Here is a 23901-nt window from a genome sequence, read left to right on the forward strand (position 1 = left end):
ACGGACTCCGAGCCGTTGATTGCATTGACCAGCTACCCCGAAACACACGTTTTAACGTTACCATGCGCCAAATTCAGACTGCAGCATGAACCGGGCCTGGCCCGCCGGCCGGTTCATCGGTGATTGGAGAGTCCATGTCCGCGCCCTCGCAATCCGGCGGCGCGACGATCACGGATCGTCGTCAGCTCATCGAGTACTTCGAAAACGCCTGCAAGCCGCCGAGTCGCTGGCGCCTGGGCACCGAACACGAAAAATTCGTGTTCGAGCACGACACGCTGCGGCCGCTGCCCTATGAAGGCGAGCGCGGCATCCAGGCCTTTCTCGACAAGCTCACGCGCTTTGGCTGGCAGCCGATGATGGAGAGCGGCAAGGTCGTGGCCCTGGAACTCGGGCGCTGCCACATCACGCTCGAACCGGGCGGCCAACTGGAACTCGCCGGCGCCCCGCTGGAAACCATCCACGAAACCTGCGACGAGATCCACGTGCATCTCAAGCAGGTTAAGGAAGTGGCGGCCGAGATGGACGTAGGCCTGATCGGGCTGGGCTTCCAGCCGAAATGGCGTCGCGACGAATCGCCGTGGATGCCCAAACCGCGCTACGACATCATGAAGGCCTACATGCCGAAAGTCGGCAATCTCGGCCTCGACATGATGCTGCGTACCTCGACCGTACAGGTGAACATCGACTACGGTTCCGAAGCCGACATGGTGAAGAAATTCCGTGTCGGTCTCGCCCTGCAGCCGGTCGCCACCGCGTTGTTCGCGAACTCGCCGTTCACCGAAGGCAAGCCGAACGGCTTCGTCAGTTACCGCAGCCAGATCTGGACCGATACCGACCCGGACCGCAGCGGCATGCTGGACTGGGTTTTCGACGACGGCATGGGCTTCGAGCGTTATATCGAGTACGCGCTGGATGTACCGATGTACTTCGTCTATCGCGACGGCCAGTACATCGACGCCTCGGGCCAGTCGTTTCGCGATTTCCTGGCCGGCAAGCTGCCGGCGCGCCCGGGCGAGTTGCCCACGCTCTCGGACTGGGACGACCATCTCACCACGCTGTTCCCGGAGGTCCGCCTCAAGCGTTTCATGGAGATGCGCGGCGCCGACGGTGGACCGTGGCGGCGGCTTTGTGCCCTGCCCGCACTGTGGGCCGGGCTGTGCTACGACAGCGAAGCGCTGGACCAGGCCTGGCAATTGTGTCGCGATTTCACCGCCGTAGAGCGCAACGCGCTGCGTCTTGAAGCGCCGGTGCACGGCCTGGCCACGCCGTTTCGCGGCGGCACCCTGCAGGACATCGCCCGCGAGGTGGTGCGCATCGCACGCGGTGGGCTCGAACGGCGCGCGCGCCTGGATTCGCAGGATCGCGACGAGCGCATGTTCCTGGATCAGCTCACCGAGATCGCCGAAACCGGCATCACCCCGGCCGAGCACCTGCTCGAACGCTATCACGGACCGTGGGGCGGCTCCGTCGACCCGGTCTTCAGCGAGTTCGCCTACTAGCGGGCATCCGCGTCCGGGGCGCGACGCGTGTCGCGCCTCGCGCCGTAGAGCAGGCGAATGCAGGCCACCGCATCGATATCGCGCGCCACGCGCGTGAACGCCGCCTGCTCCTGTGCGTGACGATCCACGCGTGCCAGCGGCAGGTGAATCTCGACTTCAATCACGTCGTCGACATAGTGCAGCGTCACCCGCTGAATATCGGAGGCAGCCGGCAGATGCGCCCATGCCTGCTCGAGTTCGGGCAGGACCTGCTCGCGCAGCGGCAAGGCGTGGGCGGCATCCGAATCCGCGTGGCCGTCGGGTTCGATATGCACGCAGATATCCGCGATCTCGTCGACGTGGCGGACCAGCCGGGCGGTGATCGCCTCGCTGATCCGATGCGCTTCGGTCAGGCTGACATACGGGTCCACGAACACCCCCACATCGGCGAAGGCATCGTGGCCGCCCATGGTGCGCGTACGCAGGCGCCGCATGTGCCGTACACCCGGCACGGTCGAGATCTGGTCGCGCACGACCTGGATACGGTCGGCCTTCAGTCCGGTATCGACCAGCTCGCGAAAGCTCTGCCAGCCATAACGGGCGCCGATGAAGGCGAGCATAAGTGCGATGAGAATCGCGCCCAGCGCGTCGAGCGCGGGATAGCCCGCCATCGCGCCGCCGATCGCGACCAGCGCCGCGACCGACGACAACGCATCGCTGCGATGGTGCCAGGCGTTGGCTTCGATCAGTTTCGACTTCGATTTACGCGCGACGCGCAGCGTGTACCAGAACAGTGCTTCCTTGATCACCAGCGACAGCACCGCGACCGCCAGCGCCCAGCGTGTCGGCGGCATGATCGCGCCAGCGCCGGCCAGATGGCTCACCCCGTCGTACGCCAGCGCCGCCGCAGTCAGCAACAGGAACAGCGATACCAGGGTCGTCGCCGCTGTCTCCATGCGCGCGTGGCCGTAGGGATGCTCGCGGTCCGCCTTCTGCATGCTCACGCGCACCGCGCCGAGCACGATGGCGTCGCTCAGCAGGTCGGCCGCGGAATGCACGCCATCGGCGATCAGCGACTGCGAATGGCCGAGAAACCCCACCACGATCTTGACCAGCGCCAACGGCAGATTGACGAACGCCCCGACCAGGGTCGCCCGCTGCTTGGCGCGAAAATCGGCCTTGCTCTGGCGATGGGCCGCGGCGGAATGAACATGCGGTTGGGTCATGAAGCAATTATAAGTGGCGCGCGCCGGCGGCGCCCGCGCGCGTTGGCGTTGTACACGAGCATGCCCTGCGCCAGGCGCGGCTCGGGCGTTTCGACCGCGCCGCGCAGCGGCAAGGGCCTGCTACCCGGCGAGCCGGCGTGTCAGCCTAGCGCTCGCTGTCGTTGAGCGCGGGGTATTCGCCGCGACCGGGGATATTGCTCTTGAGCGCCTCGCGACCATAGAACTTGATGCCCTTCTGGATGCGCGGGCGGCCCGACGCCGTGCGATGACGATTGGTGTCGCGTAGGCTGTAGACGCAGCCGCAGTATTCCTGCTGGTAGAAGGCCTCGCGTTTGGCGATCTCGATCATGCGGGCCGCGCCGCCCTGCTTGCGCCAGTTCAAGGTCCAGTAGGTGACATCGTCATAGCGGTTGGCTGCGCGCACGCCGGCCTCGTTGATCTGGGCCATGTTCTTCCAGCGCGAGATGCCGAGCGTGCTCGATACCAGCCCATAGCCGTGCTCGGCTGCATACAGCGCGGTCCGCTCGAAGCGCATGTCGAAACATACGGTGCAGCGGCGCCCGCGCTCGGGCTCGTTCTCAAGCCCGCGAATACGGTCGAACCAGTTGTCGGTGTCGTAGTCGCCGTCGATATGCGGAATGCCGAGCTGCTCGCAGTAGCGGATGTCCTCCGCCTTGCGCATCTCGTATTCCTGCACCGGGTGGATGTTCGGATTGTAGAAATACACCGTCACGTCGATGCCGGACGCCTTGACCGCCGCCAGCACTTCGCCGGCGCAGGGCGCGCAGCAGGAATGCATGAGCAGCTTCGCGTCGGAATCGGGTGGTTCGAGCTCCGGGCGTTCGTACTGATCGAGACTGTAGCGGTTCATGGCCGTGCGGTACTGCGATGCGATAATGGCGCGTATTGTCCGGTTTTGACCCCGCCTCGTCCACGCGGGGCGCTTTCGAGGATGCAACGTATGCGACAAGGCAGCCTGGTGATGGCAATGATCTGGATGGCGGTGCTTTCGCTGCTGCTGTTCTGGCTGCCGCTGTTCGGCCCGCTGATTGCGGGCTTCGTCGGCGGACGTACCGCCGGCAGTGCGTCGCGCGGCCTGCTGGCTGCCGTGTTGCCGGCCGCCGTGCTGTGCTTCGTGCTGATCGGCGCCGGCACCGCGCTCGCCGGTCTACCGCTGATCGGCATCATCGCGAGCGCGAGCCTGTTTCTGCTGATCGTGGTACAGAGCCTGCCGCTGCTCGTCGGCGCCCTGCTCGGCGGTCTGAGCGTCTAGACGCCGCGCGTTCTCCTCGCCGGAGACCTCACAAAAAAAAGCCCCGGTCATCGACCGGGGCTTTCGATGCTGAATCACGCCGCGTGATCAGTCTTCCGGCGGCACATAGGCGCCGTCCGCGTCGTGGGTCTCGCGACCCGTGACCGGCGGGTTGAAAGCACAGACCAGCTTGAGCTCGGTCTTGGCCTTGAGCGTGTGCTTGTCGTGGTTGTCGAGCGCGTACACGGTGCCCGGCTCGATCTTGTGCTCTTCGCCGGTGTCCCGGTTCACGAGCGTGCCTTCACCCTTGTAGCAGAACACGGCTTCGAGGTGGTGCTTGTACCACATGTCGAACTCGAGCCCCGGCGGGAAGGTCGTCTCGTGGAACGAAAAGCCCATGTTGTCGCTCTTGAGCAACCAGCGAACACTGGTCCAGCCATCCTTGCTGATGACTTCGCGATCGGTACCACGCAGGTCTTCGGTGCGGACGATTTTCATGCAATCTCCTTAATGGTTAGTCGGACGAGTTGTACGCCGTTGCCATGCATATGACAACGGCTTGCGGTCGATTACGCCGCGCCCTGGGTCAGCCCGTGCTTCTCGAGCACCGCCTGCAGCGCCGTCGCAACGATATCCAGACCTTCGTCGATATCCGCGTCGGCGGTGTTCACGGCCTGCATGAACTTGATCACGCTGTCACGGGGACCGGCGGTTTCCAGCAGCAGTTTGTGCTTGAAGCACTCGGCCGCCACTTCATCGGCGATCTCGGCAATTTCGCAGTCCACGCCGATGAACATGCCGCGGCCGCGCACTTCGGCGTTGAAGCCGGGGTGGCTGTCGACGATCTCGTTCAGGCGCTTGCGCATGTGCTCGCCCTTGCGAAGGATTTCCTTCTCGAAGGCGTCGTCGCGCCAGTAGTGATTGATCGCCGCCACGGCCGTCACGAAGGCGTGGTTGTTGCCGCGGAACGTGCCGTTGTGCTCGCCCGGCTCCCAGATATCGAGATCCGGGCGGATCATGGTGATCGCCAGCGGCAGACCGAAGCCCGACAGCGACTTCGACACGGTGATGATGTCCGGCTTGATGCCCGACGGCTCAAACGAGAAGAACGGGCCGGTACGGCCGACACCCGCCTGAATGTCGTCGACGATGAGCAGCATGTCGTTCTCGCGACAGATGCGCTCGATCTCGCGCAGCCACTCGTCGCTGGCGACATTGATGCCACCCTCGCCCTGCACCGTTTCCAGGATCACCGCAGCCGGCTTTTCAAGCCCGCTGGAGCCATCCTTGAGCATGTACTCGAGATCGGCCGCGGTATCGCGCCCGTCGCGGAAGTAATCGCAGAACGGCAGCGAGCGGGTGTCCTGCAGGTTGACCCCGGCGCCACCACGCTTGGAGGAGTTACCGGTCACGGCGAGCGCACCCAGCGTCATGCCGTGGTAGCCGTCGGTGAAGCACAGCACACCGCTGCGGCCCTTGACCTTGCGCGCGATCTTGAGCGCGGCTTCCACGGCGTTGGTGCCGGTCGGTCCGGGGAATTGGATCTTGTAGTCCATGCCGCGCGGTTTCATGATCACTTCCTCGAAGGTTTCGAGGAATTTGACCTTCTCCGCGGTCGCCATATCGAGGCCATGGCAGATGTTGTCGCCCTGGATATAGTCCAGCAGCGCGGCCTTCATCACCTCGTCGTTATGACCGTAGTTGAGTGCGCCGGCGCCGCCGAAGAAATCGAGATAGACGTCGCCTTTGTCGTCGGTCATGCGGTTGCCCTTGGCGGTCGTGAAGACCGTGGGAAAACCGCGCACATAACCGCGCACTTCGGATTCAAGACGATTGATGGTTTCCATAACTTCTCCTGAGCTCGTTGCTCGGGTGTTTATAACGCGTAATGAATAGGGTGTCGGGCGCGCGAATCAGTCCCGGGACGGCACGGCTGCCGGATCGATCGGCCCGATACGAAACAGGATCTCCGGCTCGTGGGGTTCACCGTCATCGTCGCCGAAGAGTTCGCTGCCAAACAGTTCGTCTTCCTCGCACTGCGTGCCGAGTTTCTTGGCGAGGCCGCGAAACAGCGCCATGGAGGCGTCGTTGCTGGGGCCTACGGTGGTATCGAGATAGCGCACATGGCTGCAGGCCGGGCGACGCAGGATCTCGTAGAGCATGCGCGTGGCCAGACCCTTGCCGCGGCCGGCCTCGGCGACGCCGACCTGCCAGACGAATACCGTGTCCGGCTTTTCGGGCGGGCAGTAGGCCGATATGAAACCGGCCAGCTGGTCGCCGACTTCGGCGATCACGCTGGTCTGCGAATAGTGTTCGCCAACCAGCAGATAGGCATAAACGGAGTTGACATCGAGCACGCCGGTATCGCGTACCAGGCGAACGATGTCGGCCCCATCTTCCTTCAGGGGCGAGCGGAATTTGACCTCTTGCGAGGCCCTATCTATTTCGGGAATAGCATTAACGTCGGTTTTGGTTTGACGGCATTATAACGGCTCGCGAGAACTTTTTCTTATCGCGAGCCTGCCACGGCGTGGCGGGTTCGACACCCGCGCCACGCCTTTTTCCGCCTCAGGCCGCGGCGATATCCGCCTGCAGCGCCTGCAGCGAGTACACCTGCGACGCGCGATCGTCGGTCAGCGCCGTGCAGCTGGCCTGACCGCCGGCGATGGTCGTGAAATACGCCACCTTGTAGCGCAGCGCGGTGATACGGATCGAACGCGATTCCTCGATCGCCCGCTTCCCTTCGGTGGTGTTGACCACCAGCTGGATCTCGCCGTTCTTGATCATGTCGACGATATGCGGGCGGCCTTCCTTGACCTTGTTGACCACCGCACAGTCGATACCGGCGTCGGCGATCGCCGCCGCGGTCCCGTGCGTCGCCACGATTCGGAAACCGGCGTTGACGAGTTCGCCGGCGAGCTTCACGGCGTGCGGCTTGTCGGCGTCGCGAACGGTGATCAGGGCCGTGCCGCCTTCCGGCAGCCCGACGCCGCTGGCCAGCTGCGACTTGGCGAACGCCTCGCCGAAAGTACGGCCCACGCCCATGACTTCACCGGTGGATTTCATTTCCGGGCCGAGCAGCGGGTCGACGGTCGGGAACTTGCTGAACGGAAACACCGCTTCCTTGACCGCGAAATGATCGATGCGCCGCTCGGCACCCACGTTCTGGCCGGCCAGCGGCTGGCCCACCATGCAACGCGCCGCGATCTTTGCCAGCGGCACGCCGGTGGCCTTGGATACGAACGGCACGGTGCGCGAGGCCCGCGGATTGACCTCGAGCAGATAGACGTCGCTACCGCGGATCGCGAACTGCACGTTCATCAGCCCCACCACGGACAACCCGCGCGCGAGTGCGGCGGTCTGGCGGCGTACCTCGTCCAGCACCTCGTTGCCCAGACTGTAGGGGGGCAGCGAGCAGGCCGAATCACCCGAGTGCACACCGGCCTGCTCGATATGCTCCATGATGCCGCCGATGAACACTTCGCTGCCGTCGCAGACCGCGTCCACATCCAGTTCGATCGCGTCTTCGAGGAAGCGATCCAGCAGCACCGGCGAATCTTCGGAGACCTTCACGGCCGCGGCCATGTACTGCTGCAGATCCTCCGGCTCGTAGACAATTTCCATGGCGCGACCGCCCAGCACGTAGGACGGACGCACGACCATCGGAAAGCCGACCTCCTCGGCCAGGCGCATGGCCTCGGCTTCGGAGCGCGCGCTGCGGTTGGCCGGCTGTTTGAGGCCCAGCTTGTTGACCAGATTGAGGAACCGGTCGCGGTCTTCGGCCAGATCGATCGAATCCGGCGCGGTGCCGATGATCGGCGCGCCGGCGGCCTCCAGGCGCCGCGCCAGCTTGAGCGGGGTCTGGCCGCCGTACTGCACGATCACGCCCTTGGGCTTTTCGACATCGATGATCGACATCACGTCTTCGAACGTCAGCGGCTCGAAGTACAACCGGTCCGAGGTGTCGTAGTCGGTCGACACCGTTTCCGGGTTGCAGTTGACCATGATGGTCTCGTAGCCGTCTTCGCGCATGGCGAGCGCCGCGTGCACACAGCAATAGTCGAACTCGATGCCCTGCCCGATCCGGTTCGGCCCACCGCCGAGCACCATGATCTTGTCGCGGTCGCTCGGCGCGGCCTCGCATTCCTCGTCGTAGGACGAATACTGATAGGCCGTGGCGGTCGGAAATTCGGCCGCGCAGGAGTCCACGCGCTTGTAGACCGGCACGATGTCGTGCTTCAGACGCGCACGGCGCACGGCGAATTCGTCGCAGCCCAGCAGATCGGCCAGGCGCAGATCGGAAAAACCCTTGCGCTTGTAGGCACGCAGGGTGTCGGCATCGATATCGCCGAGGGTCGACTGCGTGAGCGCGGCCTCCATGGCGATAAGTTCCTCGATCTGGTCGAGGAACCACGGATCGATATGACAGAGCTGGTGCACTTCCTGGAGCGTGAAGCCGGCACGGAAGGCATCGGCGACATACCACAGCCGCTCGGCGCGCGGGGTCGAAAGTTCGCTGCGCAGCGTGTCTTTCGCCGCGTCGCTGGTCAGGTCCGTCAGCTTGGGCTCGAAGCCGTCGGAGCCGATCTCGAGACTGCGCATCGCCTTCTGCAGTGACTCCTGGAAGCTGCGCCCGATCGCCATCGCCTCGCCGACCGATTTCATCTGCGTGGTCAGGCGATTGTCCGCGGTCGGGAACTTCTCGAAGGTGAAGCGCGGCATCTTGGTGACGACATAGTCGATCGACGGCTCGAACGACGCCGGCGTCGCGCCGCCGGTGATCTCGTTGTTGAGTTCGTCGAGCGTGTAACCGACCGCCAGCTTGGCCGCGACCTTGGCGATGGGAAAGCCGGTCGCTTTCGATGCCAGCGCCGAGGAGCGCGACACGCGCGGATTCATCTCGATGATGATCATCTTGCCGTCGGCGGGGTTGATGGCGAACTGCACGTTCGAGCCGCCGGTGTCCACGCCGATCTTGCGCAGGCAGGCCAGCGAGGCGTCGCGCATGACCTGATACTCGCGGTCGGTCAGCGTCTGTGCCGGCGCCACGGTGATCGAATCGCCGGTATGTACGCCCATCGCGTCGACGTTCTCGATCGCGCAGATGATGATGCAGTTGTCGGCGTGGTCACGCACGACCTCCATCTCGTATTCCTTCCAGCCGAGCACGCTCTGCTCGATCAGCACCTCGTTGGTCGGCGAAAGCTCGAGACCACGCGAAAGCAGGTCCTCGAATTCTTCGCGGTTGTAGGCGATGCCACCGCCCGTGCCGCCGAGCGTGAACGACGGACGCATGATGATCGGGAACCCGATACGCGCCTGCACTTCGATGCCCTCGTCCATCGAATGCACGACCGCGGACTCCGGCGTGGCCAGGCCGATTTCGGTCATCGCCACGCGGAAGGCGCTGCGATCCTCGGCCATGTCGATGGCCTCCTGCGTCGCGCCGATCATCTCGATGCCGTGCTTTTCCAGCACGCCCTTGTTGTAGAGATCGAGCGCGCAGTTGAGCGCGGTCTGACCGCCCATGGTGGGCAGCAGCGCGTCCGGCTTTTCGGCCTCGATGATGCGCTCGACCGTCTGCCAGGTGATCGGCTCGATATAGACCGCGTCCGCCGTCTCCGGATCGGTCATGATCGTGGCCGGATTCGAATTGACCAGGATCACCCGGAAACCCTCGTCCTTGAGGGCCTTGCAGGCCTGCATGCCCGAGTAGTCGAACTCGCAGGCCTGACCGATCACGATCGGGCCGGCGCCGATGACGAGGATGGACTGAAGGTCTTGGCGTTTGGGCATAGCGTGCGTGCTCGGTTATCTGGCGCGCTCGTGCCGGCACCTTGCTTCAACGCCGGCAGCGCATCGTCTTAAGTCACATTCGACGGCTGCATCACAGCAGCCGCGCGTTATCTATCCGGCGCGGCGGGACGCCATGGCGCGTACGAAACGGTCGAACAGCGGTGCGACGTCGTGCGGGCCGGGGCTGGCTTCCGGATGCCCCTGGAACGAGAACACCGGCTTGCCGACGATCTCGATACCCTGCAGCGAGCCGTCAAACAGCGAACGATGCGTAACCCGCGCGGTTTCCGGCAGGCTCGCCTCGTCGATCGCGAAACCGTGGTTCTGGCTGGTGATCTGCACTTCGCCGCTGTCCACGTCCTGCACGGGGTGGTTCGCGCCGTGGTGGCCGAACTTCATCTTCAGGCTCTTGCCGCCGGCCGCGAGCCCGAGGATCTGGTGGCCGAGGCAGATACCGAGCGTCGGGAAGGCGCGGTCGATGAGTTCACGACAGGTCGCGATCGCGTAGTCGCAGGGCTCGGGATCGCCGGGCCCGTTAGCCAGCAGAACGCCGTCCACACCCAGCGCGAGCACCTCGTCGAGCGGCGTGCGCGGCGGCACTACCGTGACCTTGGCGCCGCAGTCCACCAGACGCCGCAGGATGTTGTACTTCACCCCGTAATCGTAGACCGCAACGTGATACTGCGCGGGCGCCGGCGCATGGCTGTCGTTCGGGCCAACCCAGCTGGGCTCGTCCCAGGTATAGATTTCGGTGGTGCCGGCGTCGGCGGCGAGATCGGCGCCCTTGAGGCCGGGAAAGGCGCGCGCCTGTTCGATCGCGGCGTCGGCGTCGATATCGTCGCCGGCAACAATACAGCCGTTCTGGGCGCCCTTTTCACGCAGCAGTCGCGTGAGCCGCCGGGTGTCGATATCGCCGATACCGACGATGCCGTTGTCTTCGAGATACTCGATCAGGCCGCCGCTGGCGCGCCAGTTGCTCTGGGCGCGCGGAATCTCGCGGATGATCAGACCGGCGGCCTGAACGCGATCGGACTCGATATCCTCGGGATTGGCGCCGGTATTGCCGATATGCGGATAGGTCAGCGTGACCATCTGCTGGCGATACGAGGGATCGGTCAGGATTTCCTGATAACCGGTCATGGCCGTATTGAAAACGACCTCTCCCACCGTCGTGCCGACGGCACCGATCGCACGACCTTGAAACAGGCTACCGTCTTCGAGCGCGAGCAGGGCTTTCGGGCGCAACAATGACTCCGGAATACGTTGGTCGGGGCGGGCCGTCATCCGATGAGCGAATTCGGCCGCAGGCGGCGCCGGATTATAGCCGCTTCGATCGGCCGCGGCCAGCTTCAGTCGTCCTGAAGCCCGAGAACGTCGTTCATGTCGTAACGCCCCGGCGCCTTTTCGGCGGCCCAGCCGGCCGCGCGCATGGCGCCGCCCGCGAAGGTCTGGCGCGATGACGCCTTGTGCGAAATCTCGAGACGCTCACCGTCACCCGCGAAGAGCACGGTGTGTTCGCCGACGATGTCGCCGCCACGAATGGTCTGAAAGCCGATCGTCTCGCGCGCACGCTCGCCGGTGTGGCCCTGGCGTGCATAGACCGCGCAGTCGTCGAGATTGCGGCCGGTGGCGTCGGCCAGCACCTCGCCGATTCGCAGGGCGGTGCCCGACGGCGCGTCGACCTTGTGGCGATGATGCGCTTCGACGACTTCGATATCTACGCTGTCGCCCAGCGCTTTTGCCGCGGTTTCAAGAAGTTTTAGCGTCAAGTTAACGCCGGCGCTGAAGTTTGGCGCCATGACCACGGCAATCGTTGTCGCCGCGTCTTCGATACGCGCCAGCTGGTCCGCATCGAAACCGGTGGTACCGATCACCATGGCCGCGCCGCTGGCAACGCAATCGTCGAGCGCGGCCAAACAGGGCTCGGGCCGGGTGAAGTCGATCAGCACGTCGAACTGCGACGCGTCACGATCCTCGGCCGACGCAATCGCCACGTTTGCATCTTCGCCGGTGGCCAGACGCCCGGCGTCCTGGCCGATCGCTTCGCTGCCGGGCGCTTCGAAGGCCGCGGCCAGCGTAAGCGCTTCGCTGCGCTGGCATGCGATAACCAGTTCCCGGCCCATGCGCCCGGCAGCGCCGTTGATCGCGACTCGTGTCATGGCGTACTCGCTTTCAGTCTTAACCCAGATGCTCGTTGAAGAACCGTTTGGCCTTGTCCAGCCAGGACGTTGTCGCCGGGCTGTGGCTGCGGCCGCTGCTGTCGAGGCTTTCGCGCAGCTCCTCGAGCAGGCTCTTCTGCTTGGCGTTGAGATTGACCGGCGTTTCCACCGACACCTTGCAAAGCAGATCACCCGGCGAGGACGTACGCACCGACTGCACGCCCTTGCCGCGCAGGCGGAACGTCTTGCCGGACTGGGTCTCGGGCGGGATGCGCAGGCTGACCTTGCCCTTGAGCGTGGGCACGTCGATCTCGCCGCCGAGTGCGGCCGTGATCATGTCCACCGGCACATTGGCCCGCAGGTTGTTGCCGTCGCGCACAAAGAACTCGTGCGGACGCACGTTGATCTGTACGTAGAGGTCGCCCGCGGGGCCGCCCATCTCGCCGGCCTCGCCTTCACCGCCGAGACGAATGCGATCGCCGTTGTCGACGCCCGGCGGCACTTTAACCGACAGGGTCTTGGACGACTGAACGCGGCCTTCGCCACCGCATTTCTTGCAGGGGTTACGGACCTTCTTGCCGGAACCGTGGCAATCCGGACAGGTCTGCTGGATCGACAGGAACCCCTGCTGGATACGGACCTGACCGACACCCTGGCAAGTGCCACAGGTATCGACCGGCGAGTCGGCCTCGGCGCCGCTGCCATCACAGCTGCCGCATTCCTCGAGCGTCGGGATCCGGATTTCGACGGTATCGCCGTCGATCGCGGTCTCGAGATCCAGGTCGAGGTCGTAGCGCAGGTCCGCGCCACGCGATGCCCGCGAACGGCCGCCGCCCATGCCGCCGCCGAAAATGTCAGAGAAGATATCGCCGAAGATGTCGCCGAATCCGCCGGCGCCCGCGCCGGCACCACCGCCCGCGGCACCGCCGAGCCCCGCGTGGCCGAACTGGTCATAGGCCTGGCGCTTGCGATCGTCCGAAAGCACTTCGTAGGCCTCGGAGGCTTCCTTGAAGCGCGCCTCGGCCGCCTCGTCATCCGGATTGCGGTCCGGATGATTCTTCATCGCCAGGCGGCGATAGGCTTTCTTGATCTCGTCCTTCGACGCACCTTTCGATACGCCGAGGACTTCGTAGTAATCACGGTTCGCCATGGATCGAAACTCTCAAAACCAGAAAAGCCGGGACAACGGCTGGCGCTGCCCCGGCTGAAGGACTACCCGATCAGGGGATCAGGAGTTGGTGCCGGACTTCTTGTCGTCTTCGTTGACTTCCTCGAAGTCCGCGTCGACGACATCGTCGTTGGAGCCGTCCTGACCCTGTGCCTGGCCTTCGGCGCCGCCCTCGGGCTGTTCGCCCTGGCCGTCGCTGTAGGCCTTCTCCATGACCGGCGTCGAGGCTTCGGAAAGCTTCTGCGTCTTCTCTTCGATGGCGGCCTTGTCGTCGCCTTCGAGTGCTTCGCGCAGTTCCTTGATGGCCTCGTCGATCGGCTGCTTCTCTTCGTCGGTGACCTTGTCGCCGAGATCGCGCATGGCCTTCTCGATGCCGTGGATCAGGCCGTCCGCCTGGTTGCGCGCCGTGATCAGCTCGTTGAACTTAGCGTCTTCCTCGGCGTGCGCCTCGGCGTCCTTGACCATCTTGTCGATCTCTTCGTCCGACAGACCGGAGGAAGCCTTGATCACGATCGACTGTTCCTTGCCGGTGGCCTTGTCCTTGGCCGACACGTTGAGGATGCCGTTCGCGTCGATGTCGAAGGTAACTTCGATCTGCGGGGTGCCACGCGGCGCCGGCGGGATGTCGGAAAGGTCGAAACGGCCCAGCGACTTGTTGGCACTCGACTGCTCGCGCTCACCCTGGAGCACGTGCACCGTCACCGCCGGCTGGTTGTCCTCGGCCGTGGAGAACACCTCCGACTTGCGGGTCGGGATGGTGGTGTTCTTCTCGATCAGCTTGGTCATCTTGCCGCCCAGGGTCTCGATACCCAGCGACAGCGGCGTGACGTCCAGCAGCAGCACGTCGGTCGTGTCGCCCGACAGCACCGAACCCTGAATCGCGGCACCGACGGCCACGGCCTCGTCGGGGTTGACGTCCTTGCGGGCATCCTTGCCGAAGAAGCTCTTCACCGCTTCCTGCACGGCCGGCATGCGCGTCTGACCACCGACCAGGATCACGTCATCGATGTCCGAGGCCTTCAGGCCGGCATCCTTGAGCGCGGTCCGGCACGGGTCGATCGTGCGGGCGACCAGATCCTCGACCAGGCTTTCCAGCTTGGCACGGGTCATCTTCATGTTGAGATGCTTCGGACCCGACTGGTCGGCCGTGACGTAGGGCAAATTGATCTCGGTCTGCTGCGTGGAGGACAGCTCGATCTTGGCCTTCTCGGCGGCTTCCTTGAGCCGCTGCAGGGCGAGCTTGTCCTTGCGCAGGTTCACGCCCTGCTCTTTTTCGAACTCGGCGGCGATATGCTCGATGATCGCGTTGTCGAAGTCCTCGCCGCCGAGGAAGGTGTCGCCGTTGGTGGCGTGCACTTCGAACTGGTGTTCGCCGTCGACTTCCGCGACTTCGATGATGGAAATGTCGAAGGTGCCACCACCCAGGTCATAGACGGCGATCTTCTTGTCGCCCTTCTTGTCCATGCCGTAGGCCAGCGCTGCCGCAGTCGGCTCGTTGATGATGCGCTTGACCTCGAGGCCCGCGATGCGGCCAGCGTCCTTGGTCGCCTGGCGCTGCGCGTCGTTGAAATAGGCCGGCACCGTGATCACGGCTTCCGTGACCTTTTCGCCGAGATAGTCTTCCGCGGTCGCCTTCATCTTCTGAAGGACCTTGGCGGAAATCTCCGGCGGCGCCATCTTCTTGCCACCGGCTTCGACCCATGCGTCGCCGTTGTCGGCCTTGACGATCTTGTAGGGCACCGTCTCGATGTCGCGCTGCGTGGTCTTGTCGTCGAAGGTGCGGCCAATCAGGCGCTTGATCGCGTACAGCGTGTCGTTCGGATTGGTGACCGCCTGGCGCTTGGCCGGGCGACCGACCAGCGTCTGGTCGTCGTCCGTGAAGGCGACAACACTCGGCGTCGTGCGCTCGCCTTCGGCGTTCTCGATCACCTTCGGCTGATCACCTTCGAGCACGGCCACGCACGAGTTCGTGGTGCCGAGGTCGATACCGATAATCTTACCCATGTTCATTTCCCTCTGATTCGCGCCGCATCAGCAGCGCCATTCAACAACTACAAAAACTTTGACTTGACGAACGATTTGGGGCGCGACGCGATGTTTTTCAAGCGCTCACCCCCTTGGAGCCGGCTGCGCGCTACCCTTCGCCGGCCGGCTTGGCCACGACCACCATCGCAGCGCGCAGAACGCGCCCGTTGAGCGTGTAGCCCTTCTGCATGACGTCGGCGACCGTGTTCGGCTCGAGCTCATCGCTGGGCTGGGTCGACACGGCTTCATGGAATTCCGGGTTGAAGGTCTCACCCTTCGGATCGATCGCTTCGATGCCCACCTTTTCCATGCTGGACACGAGCATGCGAACCGTCATGTCCATGCCTTCCTTGAGCTTGTCGTAGTCGCCGCTCTGCTCTTCGGCGGCCTTCAGACCCAGCTCGAGGCTGTCGCGCACGCCCAGAAGCTCGGAGGCGAACTTCTCGATCGCGAACTTGCGCGCCGATTCGACGTCACGCTGCGCGCGCTTGCGGACATTTTCCATTTCGGCGTGTGCACGCACCGCCTGATCGCGATACTGCTCGGCTTCCGCCTGCGCCTGGTCGAGTGCCGCCTGAAGCTCGTCCGTTTCGGACACGCTGTCGGCCGTGCTCTCGCCCGCGTCGACGAAATCCTCGCTGCCGGTCTGCACGCCCTCGACGTCCGGCTGGGCCGTGTTTTCGGCGGCCGAGTCCTGTTCGTCGTGCGGTGTGTTCGATTTGTCCTGCTGACTCATGTGCTCAAAATCCCCGCTTGTATGACGATGCCGACCAGTTGATTGCCCTGCGTCGGCGTGACTGCCTCCACAATTGGGCTGGCTCGGAGCATTTCAAGCGCATGGATGCGCCGGTTTTCGTTGAAATTGTCCGGCAAGGCGTGAATGCTTACGCATCGACTTCCCTGGAACCATTCCCCGCGCATGGCGCAAGAGTTCGCAACCATCGGCATTCTGGCCAAGAAGCACGACGACGGCGTGCGCCAGACGCTGAACAATCTCATCGCCGACCTGAAGCGCCGCGACAAGCGTGTCCTGCTCGATGAAGGCCATGCCACGACCGCTGGCGACGATGTCGAGACCTGCCCGCGCGAGGCGCTGGGCGCGCGCTGCGACCTGGTGGTCGTGGTCGGCGGCGACGGCACCCTGCTCGATGCCGGGCGCGCGGTTGCCGCGGCCGAGACGCCACTGCTTGGCGTCAATCTCGGCCGCCTCGGTTTCATGGTCGACGTACTCCCGGCGGAGATGATCGCCACGCTCGACGACATCTTCGCCGGGCGGTTCATCGCCGAATCACGGCTGATGCTGGCAGCGCGCATCGTCAAGGCCGACGGCACGCCGCAGAGCGAGACCTTCCAGGCAATCAACGAATGCGTGATCCGCAATCAGGCGTTCGCCCGCGTGCTGGATTTCGACACCTACATGAACGGCGACTTCATCAGCCACCACCGCGCCGACGGCATGGTCGTGGCCACGCCGACCGGCTCCACGGCCTACGCCCTGTCCGGCGGCGGGCCGGTGCTGCACCCGGGCCTGAACGCACTCGCGCTGGTGCCGATCTGCCCGCATACACTTTCGGACCGGCCGCTGATCGTGGATGCCAACCACGAGATCGAGATCCGGGTGGCGGACACCCTCGACGGCGCCGCACTGTTCACCAGCGACGGCCAGGTCAGCCAGCCGCTCGGCGCGGGCGATCGCGTACGCATTCAGCGCGGCCCGCACGACCTGCATCTGATCCACCCGCCGGGCTACGACTACTTCAATATTCTGCGCAACAAACTGCAATGGGGGCGCGGCCAGAAGATGCCGCCCTCCTGAGCGCGCCATAGCACAAGGAACGACCACGCGCCCATGCTCGCTGAGATCACGATTCGGAACTTCGCGATCATTGACAGGCTCGACGTCGAATTCGACGCCGGCATGACCGTGCTATCCGGCGAAACCGGCGCCGGCAAGTCGATCCTGGTCGATGCGCTCAATCTGATCCTCGGCGACCGGGCCGACGCCGCCGCCGTGCGCGAGGGCGCCGAGCGGGCCGACATCTCCGCGCGTTTCATCCTCGACGACGCCCCGGCCGCACGTGCATGGCTGACCGAGCATGAGCTCGACGACGACAACGAATGCGTGATTCGCCGCGTGGTCGCCAGCGAGGGGCGCAGCCGCTGCTGGATCAACGGCGCGCCGATGCCGGCCCGCGAACTGCGCGAGCTCGGCGAGAAGCTCGTCGACATCCACGGCCAGCACGCCCACCAGTCGCTGTTGCGTCGCAGCGCCCAACGCGCGCTGCTCGACGAATACGGCGAACATACCGACACGCTCGCGGCGGTCGCCGAGGCCGCCGACGCACTGCGGGCAACGCGTGAAGAAATAGCGCGCATCGAGCAGGTCGACGACGCGGGCGACATGCGTATCGACCTGCTGCGTTATCAGGTGAACGAACTCGACGCTCTCGATCTCGGCGCGGACGAACTCGAGACACTCGAAGCCGAGCATCGCCGCCTGGCCAGCGCCGAACGCCTGATCGGCGACGGTCAGCGCGCGCTCGTCGCGCTCTACGAGGCCGAGGAAGGCGCGGCCATGGATCAGCTGGGCAGCGCAGAGCGCCTGGTCGTCGACCTCGCCGAGATCGACGACGGCTTCACGCCAGTACTGGAGCTGATCGCCGGTGCGCGTATCCAGGCCCAGGAGGCGGTCGACGCGCTGCGCCACCACGTGGATACGCTCGATATCGATCCGCAGCGTTTTCACGAGGTCGAACAACGCCTGAGCAGCATTCAGGATCTGGCGCGCAAGCACCACTGCGCGCCTGCCGACCTGCCGGAGCTGGCACAGCGCCTGGCCGCCGAGCTCGAATCGCTGGAAGGCGCCGGCGCGCGGTTGGCGTCGCTGCGGGCCGACGCCGAACGTCAGACCGAAGACTACAAGAAAGCGGCGGCAGCGCTCAGCGACAAACGCCGCATCGCGGCCGGTCATCTGGGCGAGGCGATCACCCGCATCATCCAGTCGCTGGGCATGCCCGAGGGCGTATTCAGCGTGCGCGTGACGCCCGACGCCCATGCGCGGGTGAGTGCCGCCGGCACCGACGAGATCGAGTTTCTCATCGCGGCCAATCCCGGCCAGAGTGCACGGCCGCTGGAGCGCGTCGCCTCCGGCGGCGAACTCTCGCGGATCAGCCTGGCGATCGAAGTCGTTGCCGCCACGCGCACGCGCGTGCCCACGCTCGTGTTCGATGAGGTGGACACCGGCATCGGCGGCGGCGTGGCCGAAATCGTGGGCCGCCAGCTGCGCGAACTGGGTGCCACCGGCCAGTCGCTATGCGTGACCCATCTGCCCCAGGTGGCCGCACAGGCCGCGCATCATCTGCATGTGGCCAAACAGGTCGCCGACGGCCAGACGTCGACACGCATCTCGCGTCTCGACGACAAGGCGCGGGTGGAGGAACTCGCCCGCATGCTCGGCGGCGTGGAGCTCACGGCCCAGACGCGCGCCCATGCAGCCGACATGATCGCCCGCGCTCACGGATGAGCGCCGCGCGCCGCACGCACGCCGTTTCGATCGCCATGCGCCTGCGCCGCAACGTGGTTTGGCAGGCAAAAACCGCTGCCGTATGATGCGGTTCGCCAACAGGGATTAGAAGTCTATGAGAACAGTCGCCGTGCTCGCCTCGCTGCTCATGCTTACGGCATGCAGCCTGCCGGTCTTCTTCCGTGTGCCGGTGGTACAGGGCAACGTGGTCACGGCCAAGAACGTGCGCCAGCTCGAACTGGGCATGACCAAGCGCCAGGTCGAATACGTGATGGGCACGTCGCTGATCGACAGCAGCTTCGAGAACGATCGCTGGGACTACGTGTTTTACTATCGTGATCCGCGCGCCCACGTGCGCAAGAGCGAGCTCAATCTCTACTTCGTCAACGACGAGCTTGCCGAGATCGACGGCGACGAGGAATACACGGCCCAGATCATGGACGGCGAGCCCGGCATGGACGAGGAACAGCCGCTGCCTTCGAGCGTGACGCCGGGCCCGAACAACGACCAGCCCGAAATCGATCAGGACAATCGCCGTGGCGCCGAGGATCAGCCCCTGGGAGCCCCGCTACCCGGCACCTGAACGGTCGCGCCTGCGGCGCGCATCCACCCGCGCGCGGCGACGCTGACGCGGATCGGCGGTCAGCGGTCGATAGATCTCGAGCCGGTCGCCGGACTTGAGCACCTGCGCCGGGCGCACCTTGCGCCCGTACAAGCCCAGCGGGGGCGTGCCCTCGCCCGCGTGTTCCCTGTAGACCGCCTCCAGACCGGACGCCGCCAACGCCTCGGCGGCCGTCGCCCCTTCTGCCAGCGTGACCCGGCGCCGCCAGCAGCGCTGGGGCAAGGCGAACACCACTTCGATTTCCAGATCGCTCATCCGGGTTGCCAGACCATTTCGATAAGACGCAGCCCGCCCATCGCGTAGGCGAGCACGAGCAGCAGCACGATACGCGTGGGATAGCGCAGCAGCGCGTGCCAGATCGCAAAGCCGGTGGCACGCCCATATTCACCCGAATGCTGCCATGCGTTGACCAGACGCTTGCGTGCGAGCACGCGCCCCATCAGCACGCACAGCAGCAGGCCGGTCAAGGGGCCGATCAACTGCGCGGTCGCCAGCATCAGCCAGCCGAACAGGTTGTAGCCGAGCACGGTCAGCCGGTGAAGAATGCCGAACGACAGCAACGCCACCAGCCCCAGCAGCGCGAGCCCGACACCGGCATACAGCGTCGAACGCAGTCGACTGTAGCCGCTGCGCTGCTGTACGAGCTGTACCACCGGCTCGAAAAGCCCGATGGCCGTCGACAGGCTCACCAGCGCGATGAGCACGAACATGATCGGCGCCTGCCAGCTGTTTTCGAAAGCGACCGGCAGCGCCTCGAACAGACTCTGCACGCCGACATCCAGCGACGCGCCGCTGCCGCCCACGAACACGCTGAGCATGAAAGCGCAGGCCAGCGAGACCAGCAGGTCGATCACCAGAACGATCAGCGACAACCGCACCACCGGCGCCTGTGCGGGCAGGTAGCTGCCAAAGGCGACCACGACCCCGGACCCGAGACTGAGCGTGAAGAACGCCTGATAGAGCGCTTCGAAAACACCGCGCCAGCTCAGGGCCGCGAAATCGAGCGCGAACACTTCGCGGAACGCCGCGCCCGCACGCGCATCGAGCAGTGCCGACACCATCAGCGCCGTCAACGCCATGAGCATGCAGAATGCCAGTGTGCGCATCACCGGCTCGACGCCCCGCCGCAATCCGCGTGCCGCGGTCGCGGTAATCAGACAGAAAAACAGCAACAGCCAGCCGAAGCCGCGTTCGGAATCACGGGCAAACGCCACGAATTGCGCGCTGGCCGCCTGCACGGAACTGCCGTCGAGCATGTCGGTCACGCCGCGCAGGCTGTAGGCCAGGCTCCAGCACGCCACCACGCTGTAGGCTGCCAGCAGCAGCGCCGCACCGAATACAGCGAGATAACCGCTCCATATCCACACGCGCGAATGCGGCGCGTTGCGCGTCCAAGAAGCGATGACCCCGGGCACGTCCATTCGCGTACCGCGCGCCATGAGAAGCTGTCCCGACAACAGCGGCAGCCCCATGCTCAGCAGCGCGGCCACATAAACCAGCAGAAACGCCCCCGAGCCATACTCCGACAAGAGATACGGCAGCCGCCAGAGATTGCTCAGGCTCACCACCGCGGCGATCATCGCGATCACGAAACGCGGCGAGGACGACCACTCCGGGCGCTGTGCGTAGGCAACCATCAGCGGCGCGCGCTGCCACGAACGTGCCACGCGGCGTCGCACGCCGCTGAATTCGGTGTTCTGCCTTTCGGCCGGTTACGCACCCGCGAACCTCTTGCCGCCGCGCCGTCCCGTACAGCGCGCGCTGAATGTCTAGCCTGCAAATTGCCCCCCGGTCATTTGCTTGCTCCGGGCGCTATACTAAGCCCATGGCTAAGCAAAAAAACAGCAAACAACCCAGTTCGACCATCGCGCTGAACAAACGCGCGCGGCACGACTACTTCCTCGAGGAGCGTCTCGAGGCCGGGCTCGTGCTCGAAGGCTGGGAGGTCAAGGCGCTGCGCGCCGGCAAGGGCCGCATCACGGAAGCCTATGTTCTGATCAAGGACGGCGAGGCATTTCTGCTGGGCAGCCACATCCAGCCGCTCGAGTCTGCGTCCACGCATGTCGTCGTCGACTCGACCCGTACGCGCAAGCTGCTCCTGCACGACCGGGAACTGGCCACCCTCATCGGCGCCACCGAACAGAAGGGCTACACCGTCGTGCCGCTGGCCATGTACTGGAAGCGCGGCAAGGCCAAGCTCGAGATCGCGCTGGCCAAGGGCAAGGCCAAGTTCGACAAGCGCCAGAGCAAGAAGGAGCACGACTGGAACCGCCGCAAGGCCCAGATCCTGCGCAACTGAGGGCCAAGAAACCCGGGCCGATCATTCATTGCCCGCGCATACGCTTGAATTCGCGATCCGCGCCCACAGGTCGTTTTGCTGTTACAATCCAAACGTGTTTTCGGGGACGACATGGCTTCGACGCCGATGTCAAAACCCGAGGTGCATGCCGAGGTCGCAAATCAACCTCGTTAATCAATTTGCACCCTAAGCTAGTTGCGAACGACGACAACTACGCACTGGCGGCCTAAAACCCGCTAGCGTCCGCCCGGTCAAGTGTCTGTGCTTCCGGTCACGGGCGTCGACTCTCACAGACTCGCGGCTAAGCCCCGCTTCGGGCTGATCCGTTAAGAGCAAACGAAGATACGCGCAGGTTTTCCCTTTTCGTCGGGTAACCTCGCGCCGACAATCAAAGACGAAATAAGCATGTAGACCCGAGGGTCGAGAATCGGCGGACGCGGGTTCGATTCCCGCCGTCTCCACCAATACGGCGTTCCCCAACGCCCCAGCCCGCCTCACAACCCTTGTGTGGCGGGCTTTTCTTTGCTCCCATGTTTTCCATGACGTTTCAGCCGATACCAGCAAATCACGGCTTAGTTGTTGGTATCCGTGCTGGTACCACGGTAGGCAGACAGGGGTGATACCAACATGGGCAACGCGCATAAGCTATCCGCGACCGCAGTGAAGAACGCCAAGGCGAGCGACCGGGCTTACAGCATGAGCGACGGGCGCGGCCTGCAAATCCTCATCAAGCCGAACGGCTCGAAGCTTTGGCGATACAACTACCGCTTCGACGGCAAGCAAAAGACCATGCCGCTGGGGAACTACCCCGATGTCAGTCTCGCCGAAGCGCGCACCGCTCTACAGAACGCCCGCAACGAACGCGCACGCGGCGTTGATCCGATGCAGGCTCGAAAGGCAGCAAAACTGGCGCGAAGCGACGCTGATACGTTCGAGGCCGTGGCGCGCGAGTGGCACGCCCAAGAGGCGCCCGCATGGAGCGCAGGTCATGGCGAGCGAATTATGCGCCGCATGGAGCGCGACGTTTTCCCGTGGATCGGCTCGCGCCCGATAGGCGACGTAACCGCGCCTGAACTACTGACAACGCTGCGCCGGATCGTGGATCGCGGCGCGACTGAGACAGCGCACCGCGCCAAGTCGAACTGTGGGCAGGTTTTCCGTTATGCAGTCGCGACCGGCCGTGCCGAACGCGACCCTTCCGCAGACCTTCGCGGCGCACTACCAAGCGTGAAGCCAAAAAGCCTCGCGAGTGTGAAGGAGCCGGAAGCCGTGGGCGCCCTACTCCGGGCAATCGATGCTTACGAGTGCCATCTATCAACGCGTTGCGCTTTGAAGCTCGCGCCGCTCGTATTCGTGCGGCCGGGCGAGCTGCGCGCAGCCGAGTGGGCTGAGTTCGATCTTGACCGCGCCGAGTGGCGCATCGCCGCCCATCGCATGAAAGGCCGCCAAACGCATATCGTGCCGCTGTCTGAGCAAGCGATCGCGATTCTTCGCGAAATCGAGCCGCTGACTGGCAGAGATCGCTACGTTTTCCCCTCTATACGGGGCAAAGGACGCCCCATGAGCAACAACACGCTCAACGCTGCCTTGCGGAAGATGGGATACACCAAAGACGAGATGACCGCACACGGTTTTCGCAGCATCGCGAGCACGCTACTTAATGAGCAGGGCTGGAAACCCGACGCCATCGAGCGCCAGCTTGCCCATGCAGAAAGCAATAGCGTGCGCGCAGCCTACAACTACGCCGAGCACTTAGCCGAGCGCCGCGAGATGATGCAGGCATGGGCGAACTACCTAGACCGGCTGCGCGAGGGAAAGGCCGATAGAGTCGTACCCTTGCGTACCGCTGCCAGTTAGCCAATGACTAACGCCAACTAACCCTTTGTTAACTCGCATTTGCGCGACATAGCGTCCCTGCCTCATTAGCACGATATGAGGCACACGCAATGCAAACCGTAGCCATTCCCGCGATCACGGGCCTGATCCATTCTCCAGAGCACGCGAAAGCGCAGTCAAAGAGCGAGCGTCAAACCATCGCGGGCCGCGCCGCCGAAGTGGAGCGCATCGCATCCGCTGGCATGGCCGCGCTCGGCAGCCTCCTCGCCGATGCATCGATCACAGACGCCCGCCCCCAGAGCGAGCAGGTACACACGGGCGAACTGCTAGCGATGCTCGCCGAACTCGAGTCCAGCGCCGCACGGCTGGCTGACGAGTGCCACGTTTCGCCTGACACACAGCGGCCGGGCGTGACGGCGCCTTAGCCTGCACCGACTAGACCGCACGCTCTTTCCCGACAGCGATTAAACGAGACGCGACCCCGCCCCCGGCTTGTTCGAGCGTGGAGCCATACCGG

At 64.5% G+C, this 23901-nt stretch carries 22 protein-coding genes and 1 other RNA gene; 9 read left to right on the forward strand and 14 right to left on the reverse strand.

Annotation, left to right across the window (positions count from 1 at the left end; translation table 11 throughout):
• Positions 1-134: 134 nt before the first annotated feature.
• Positions 135-1499, forward strand: a complete 1365-nt coding sequence (locus J7355_RS09045) for a glutamate--cysteine ligase (RefSeq protein WP_209061859.1) — start codon at positions 135-137, stop codon at positions 1497-1499.
• On the opposite strand, the gene J7355_RS09050 is transcribed toward J7355_RS09045, so the two are convergent.
• A complete protein-coding gene (locus J7355_RS09050) occupies positions 1496-2704 on the reverse strand; it encodes a cation diffusion facilitator family transporter (protein ID WP_209061861.1) in 1209 nt (402 codons plus the stop codon). The genes J7355_RS09045 and J7355_RS09050 overlap by 4 nt on opposite strands.
• A gap of 145 nt (positions 2705-2849) precedes the next feature.
• Entirely contained in the window at positions 2850-3503 is a 654-nt protein-coding gene (locus J7355_RS09055; protein WP_348523023.1) for an epoxyqueuosine reductase QueH, read from the reverse strand.
• Positions 3504-3665: 162 nt separating this feature from the next.
• Here J7355_RS09055 and J7355_RS09060 point away from each other — a divergent pair, with 162 nt between their 5' ends.
• The gene (locus tag J7355_RS09060) at positions 3666-3977 is read left to right on the forward strand and encodes a hypothetical protein (protein WP_209061865.1); all 312 of its coding nucleotides are present in this window, start codon (positions 3666-3668) and stop codon (positions 3975-3977) included.
• Positions 3978-4064: 87 nt separating this feature from the next.
• On the opposite strand, the gene J7355_RS09065 is transcribed toward J7355_RS09060, so the two are convergent.
• The 10 genes from J7355_RS09065 to J7355_RS09110 form a co-directional block, all read right to left on the reverse strand.
• Complete coding sequence (locus J7355_RS09065) at positions 4065-4454, reverse strand: ectoine synthase (protein WP_209061867.1); 390 nt, start codon at positions 4452-4454, stop codon at positions 4065-4067.
• 71 nt (positions 4455-4525) lie between these two features.
• The gene (ectB, locus tag J7355_RS09070) at positions 4526-5803 is read right to left on the reverse strand and encodes a diaminobutyrate--2-oxoglutarate transaminase (RefSeq protein ID WP_209061869.1); all 1278 of its coding nucleotides are present in this window, start codon (positions 5801-5803) and stop codon (positions 4526-4528) included.
• 66 nt (positions 5804-5869) lie between these two features.
• Entirely contained in the window at positions 5870-6409 is a 540-nt protein-coding gene (gene ectA, locus J7355_RS09075) for a diaminobutyrate acetyltransferase (protein ID WP_209062074.1), read from the reverse strand.
• 115 nt (positions 6410-6524) lie between these two features.
• The gene (carB, locus tag J7355_RS09080) at positions 6525-9752 is read right to left on the reverse strand and encodes a carbamoyl-phosphate synthase large subunit (RefSeq protein WP_209061871.1); all 3228 of its coding nucleotides are present in this window, start codon (positions 9750-9752) and stop codon (positions 6525-6527) included.
• 111 nt (positions 9753-9863) lie between these two features.
• Complete coding sequence (gene carA / locus J7355_RS09085) at positions 9864-10997, reverse strand: glutamine-hydrolyzing carbamoyl-phosphate synthase small subunit (RefSeq protein WP_209061873.1); 1134 nt, start codon at positions 10995-10997, stop codon at positions 9864-9866.
• A 104-nt stretch (positions 10998-11101) separates the two neighbouring features.
• Entirely contained in the window at positions 11102-11911 is an 810-nt protein-coding gene (gene dapB, locus J7355_RS09090) for a 4-hydroxy-tetrahydrodipicolinate reductase (RefSeq protein ID WP_209061875.1), read from the reverse strand.
• A 19-nt stretch (positions 11912-11930) separates the two neighbouring features.
• Positions 11931-13061: a molecular chaperone DnaJ gene (gene dnaJ, locus J7355_RS09095; protein ID WP_209061877.1), complete on the reverse strand. Its 1131-nt coding sequence runs from the start codon at positions 13059-13061 to the stop codon at positions 11931-11933.
• A gap of 78 nt (positions 13062-13139) precedes the next feature.
• A complete protein-coding gene (gene dnaK / locus J7355_RS09100; protein ID WP_209061879.1) occupies positions 13140-15083 on the reverse strand; it encodes a molecular chaperone DnaK in 1944 nt (647 codons plus the stop codon).
• Between the two features lie 130 nt (positions 15084-15213).
• Complete coding sequence (gene grpE, locus J7355_RS09105) at positions 15214-15840, reverse strand: nucleotide exchange factor GrpE (protein WP_209061880.1); 627 nt, start codon at positions 15838-15840, stop codon at positions 15214-15216.
• Positions 15837-15977: a hypothetical protein gene (locus J7355_RS09110; RefSeq protein WP_209061881.1), complete on the reverse strand. Its 141-nt coding sequence runs from the start codon at positions 15975-15977 to the stop codon at positions 15837-15839. Before J7355_RS09110 ends, grpE begins: the two co-directional genes overlap by 4 nt.
• 46 nt (positions 15978-16023) lie before the next feature.
• On the opposite strand from J7355_RS09110, the gene J7355_RS09115 reads away from it, so the two are divergent.
• The 3 genes from J7355_RS09115 (at position 16024) to bamE (ending at position 19210) form a co-directional block, all read left to right on the forward strand.
• A complete protein-coding gene (locus J7355_RS09115; RefSeq protein WP_209061882.1) occupies positions 16024-16920 on the forward strand; it encodes an NAD(+) kinase in 897 nt (298 codons plus the stop codon).
• Between the two features lie 33 nt (positions 16921-16953).
• On the forward strand, positions 16954-18627 hold the full coding sequence (recN, locus tag J7355_RS09120; protein ID WP_209061883.1) for a DNA repair protein RecN: 1674 nt from the start codon (positions 16954-16956) through the stop codon (positions 18625-18627).
• A gap of 115 nt (positions 18628-18742) precedes the next feature.
• A complete protein-coding gene (gene bamE, locus J7355_RS09125; protein ID WP_209061884.1) occupies positions 18743-19210 on the forward strand; it encodes an outer membrane protein assembly factor BamE in 468 nt (155 codons plus the stop codon).
• Here bamE and J7355_RS09130 read toward each other — a convergent pair.
• Together J7355_RS09130 and J7355_RS09135 are read right to left on the reverse strand one after the other, a co-directional pair.
• Positions 19196-19504, reverse strand: coding sequence for an RnfH family protein (locus J7355_RS09130; RefSeq protein WP_209061885.1), 309 nt, complete (start codon positions 19502-19504; stop codon positions 19196-19198). The two genes, bamE and J7355_RS09130, sit on opposite strands and share 15 nt — an antisense overlap.
• Positions 19501-20916, reverse strand: a complete 1416-nt coding sequence (locus J7355_RS09135) for a sodium-dependent transporter (RefSeq protein ID WP_209061886.1) — start codon at positions 20914-20916, stop codon at positions 19501-19503. The genes J7355_RS09130 and J7355_RS09135 overlap by 4 nt, the downstream gene beginning before the upstream one ends.
• 158 nt (positions 20917-21074) lie before the next feature.
• Here J7355_RS09135 and smpB point away from each other — a divergent pair, with 158 nt between their 5' ends.
• From smpB to J7355_RS09155, 4 genes are all read left to right on the forward strand, one after another.
• On the forward strand, positions 21075-21548 hold the full coding sequence (smpB, locus tag J7355_RS09140; protein ID WP_209061887.1) for an SsrA-binding protein SmpB: 474 nt from the start codon (positions 21075-21077) through the stop codon (positions 21546-21548).
• A gap of 102 nt (positions 21549-21650) precedes the next feature.
• Positions 21651-22012, forward strand: a transfer-messenger RNA (tmRNA) gene (ssrA, locus tag J7355_RS09145).
• A gap of 163 nt (positions 22013-22175) precedes the next feature.
• Positions 22176-23405, forward strand: a complete 1230-nt coding sequence (locus tag J7355_RS09150; RefSeq protein WP_209061889.1) for an integrase arm-type DNA-binding domain-containing protein — start codon at positions 22176-22178, stop codon at positions 23403-23405.
• An 89-nt stretch (positions 23406-23494) separates the two neighbouring features.
• Complete coding sequence (locus tag J7355_RS09155) at positions 23495-23809, forward strand: hypothetical protein (protein ID WP_209061891.1); 315 nt, start codon at positions 23495-23497, stop codon at positions 23807-23809.
• The last annotated feature ends 92 nt before the right edge of the window (positions 23810-23901 follow it).

It is taken from the genome of Endozoicomonas sp. G2_2 (genome assembly GCF_017744135.1).
Classification (GTDB): domain Bacteria; phylum Pseudomonadota; class Gammaproteobacteria; order Nevskiales; family Salinisphaeraceae; genus Salinisphaera.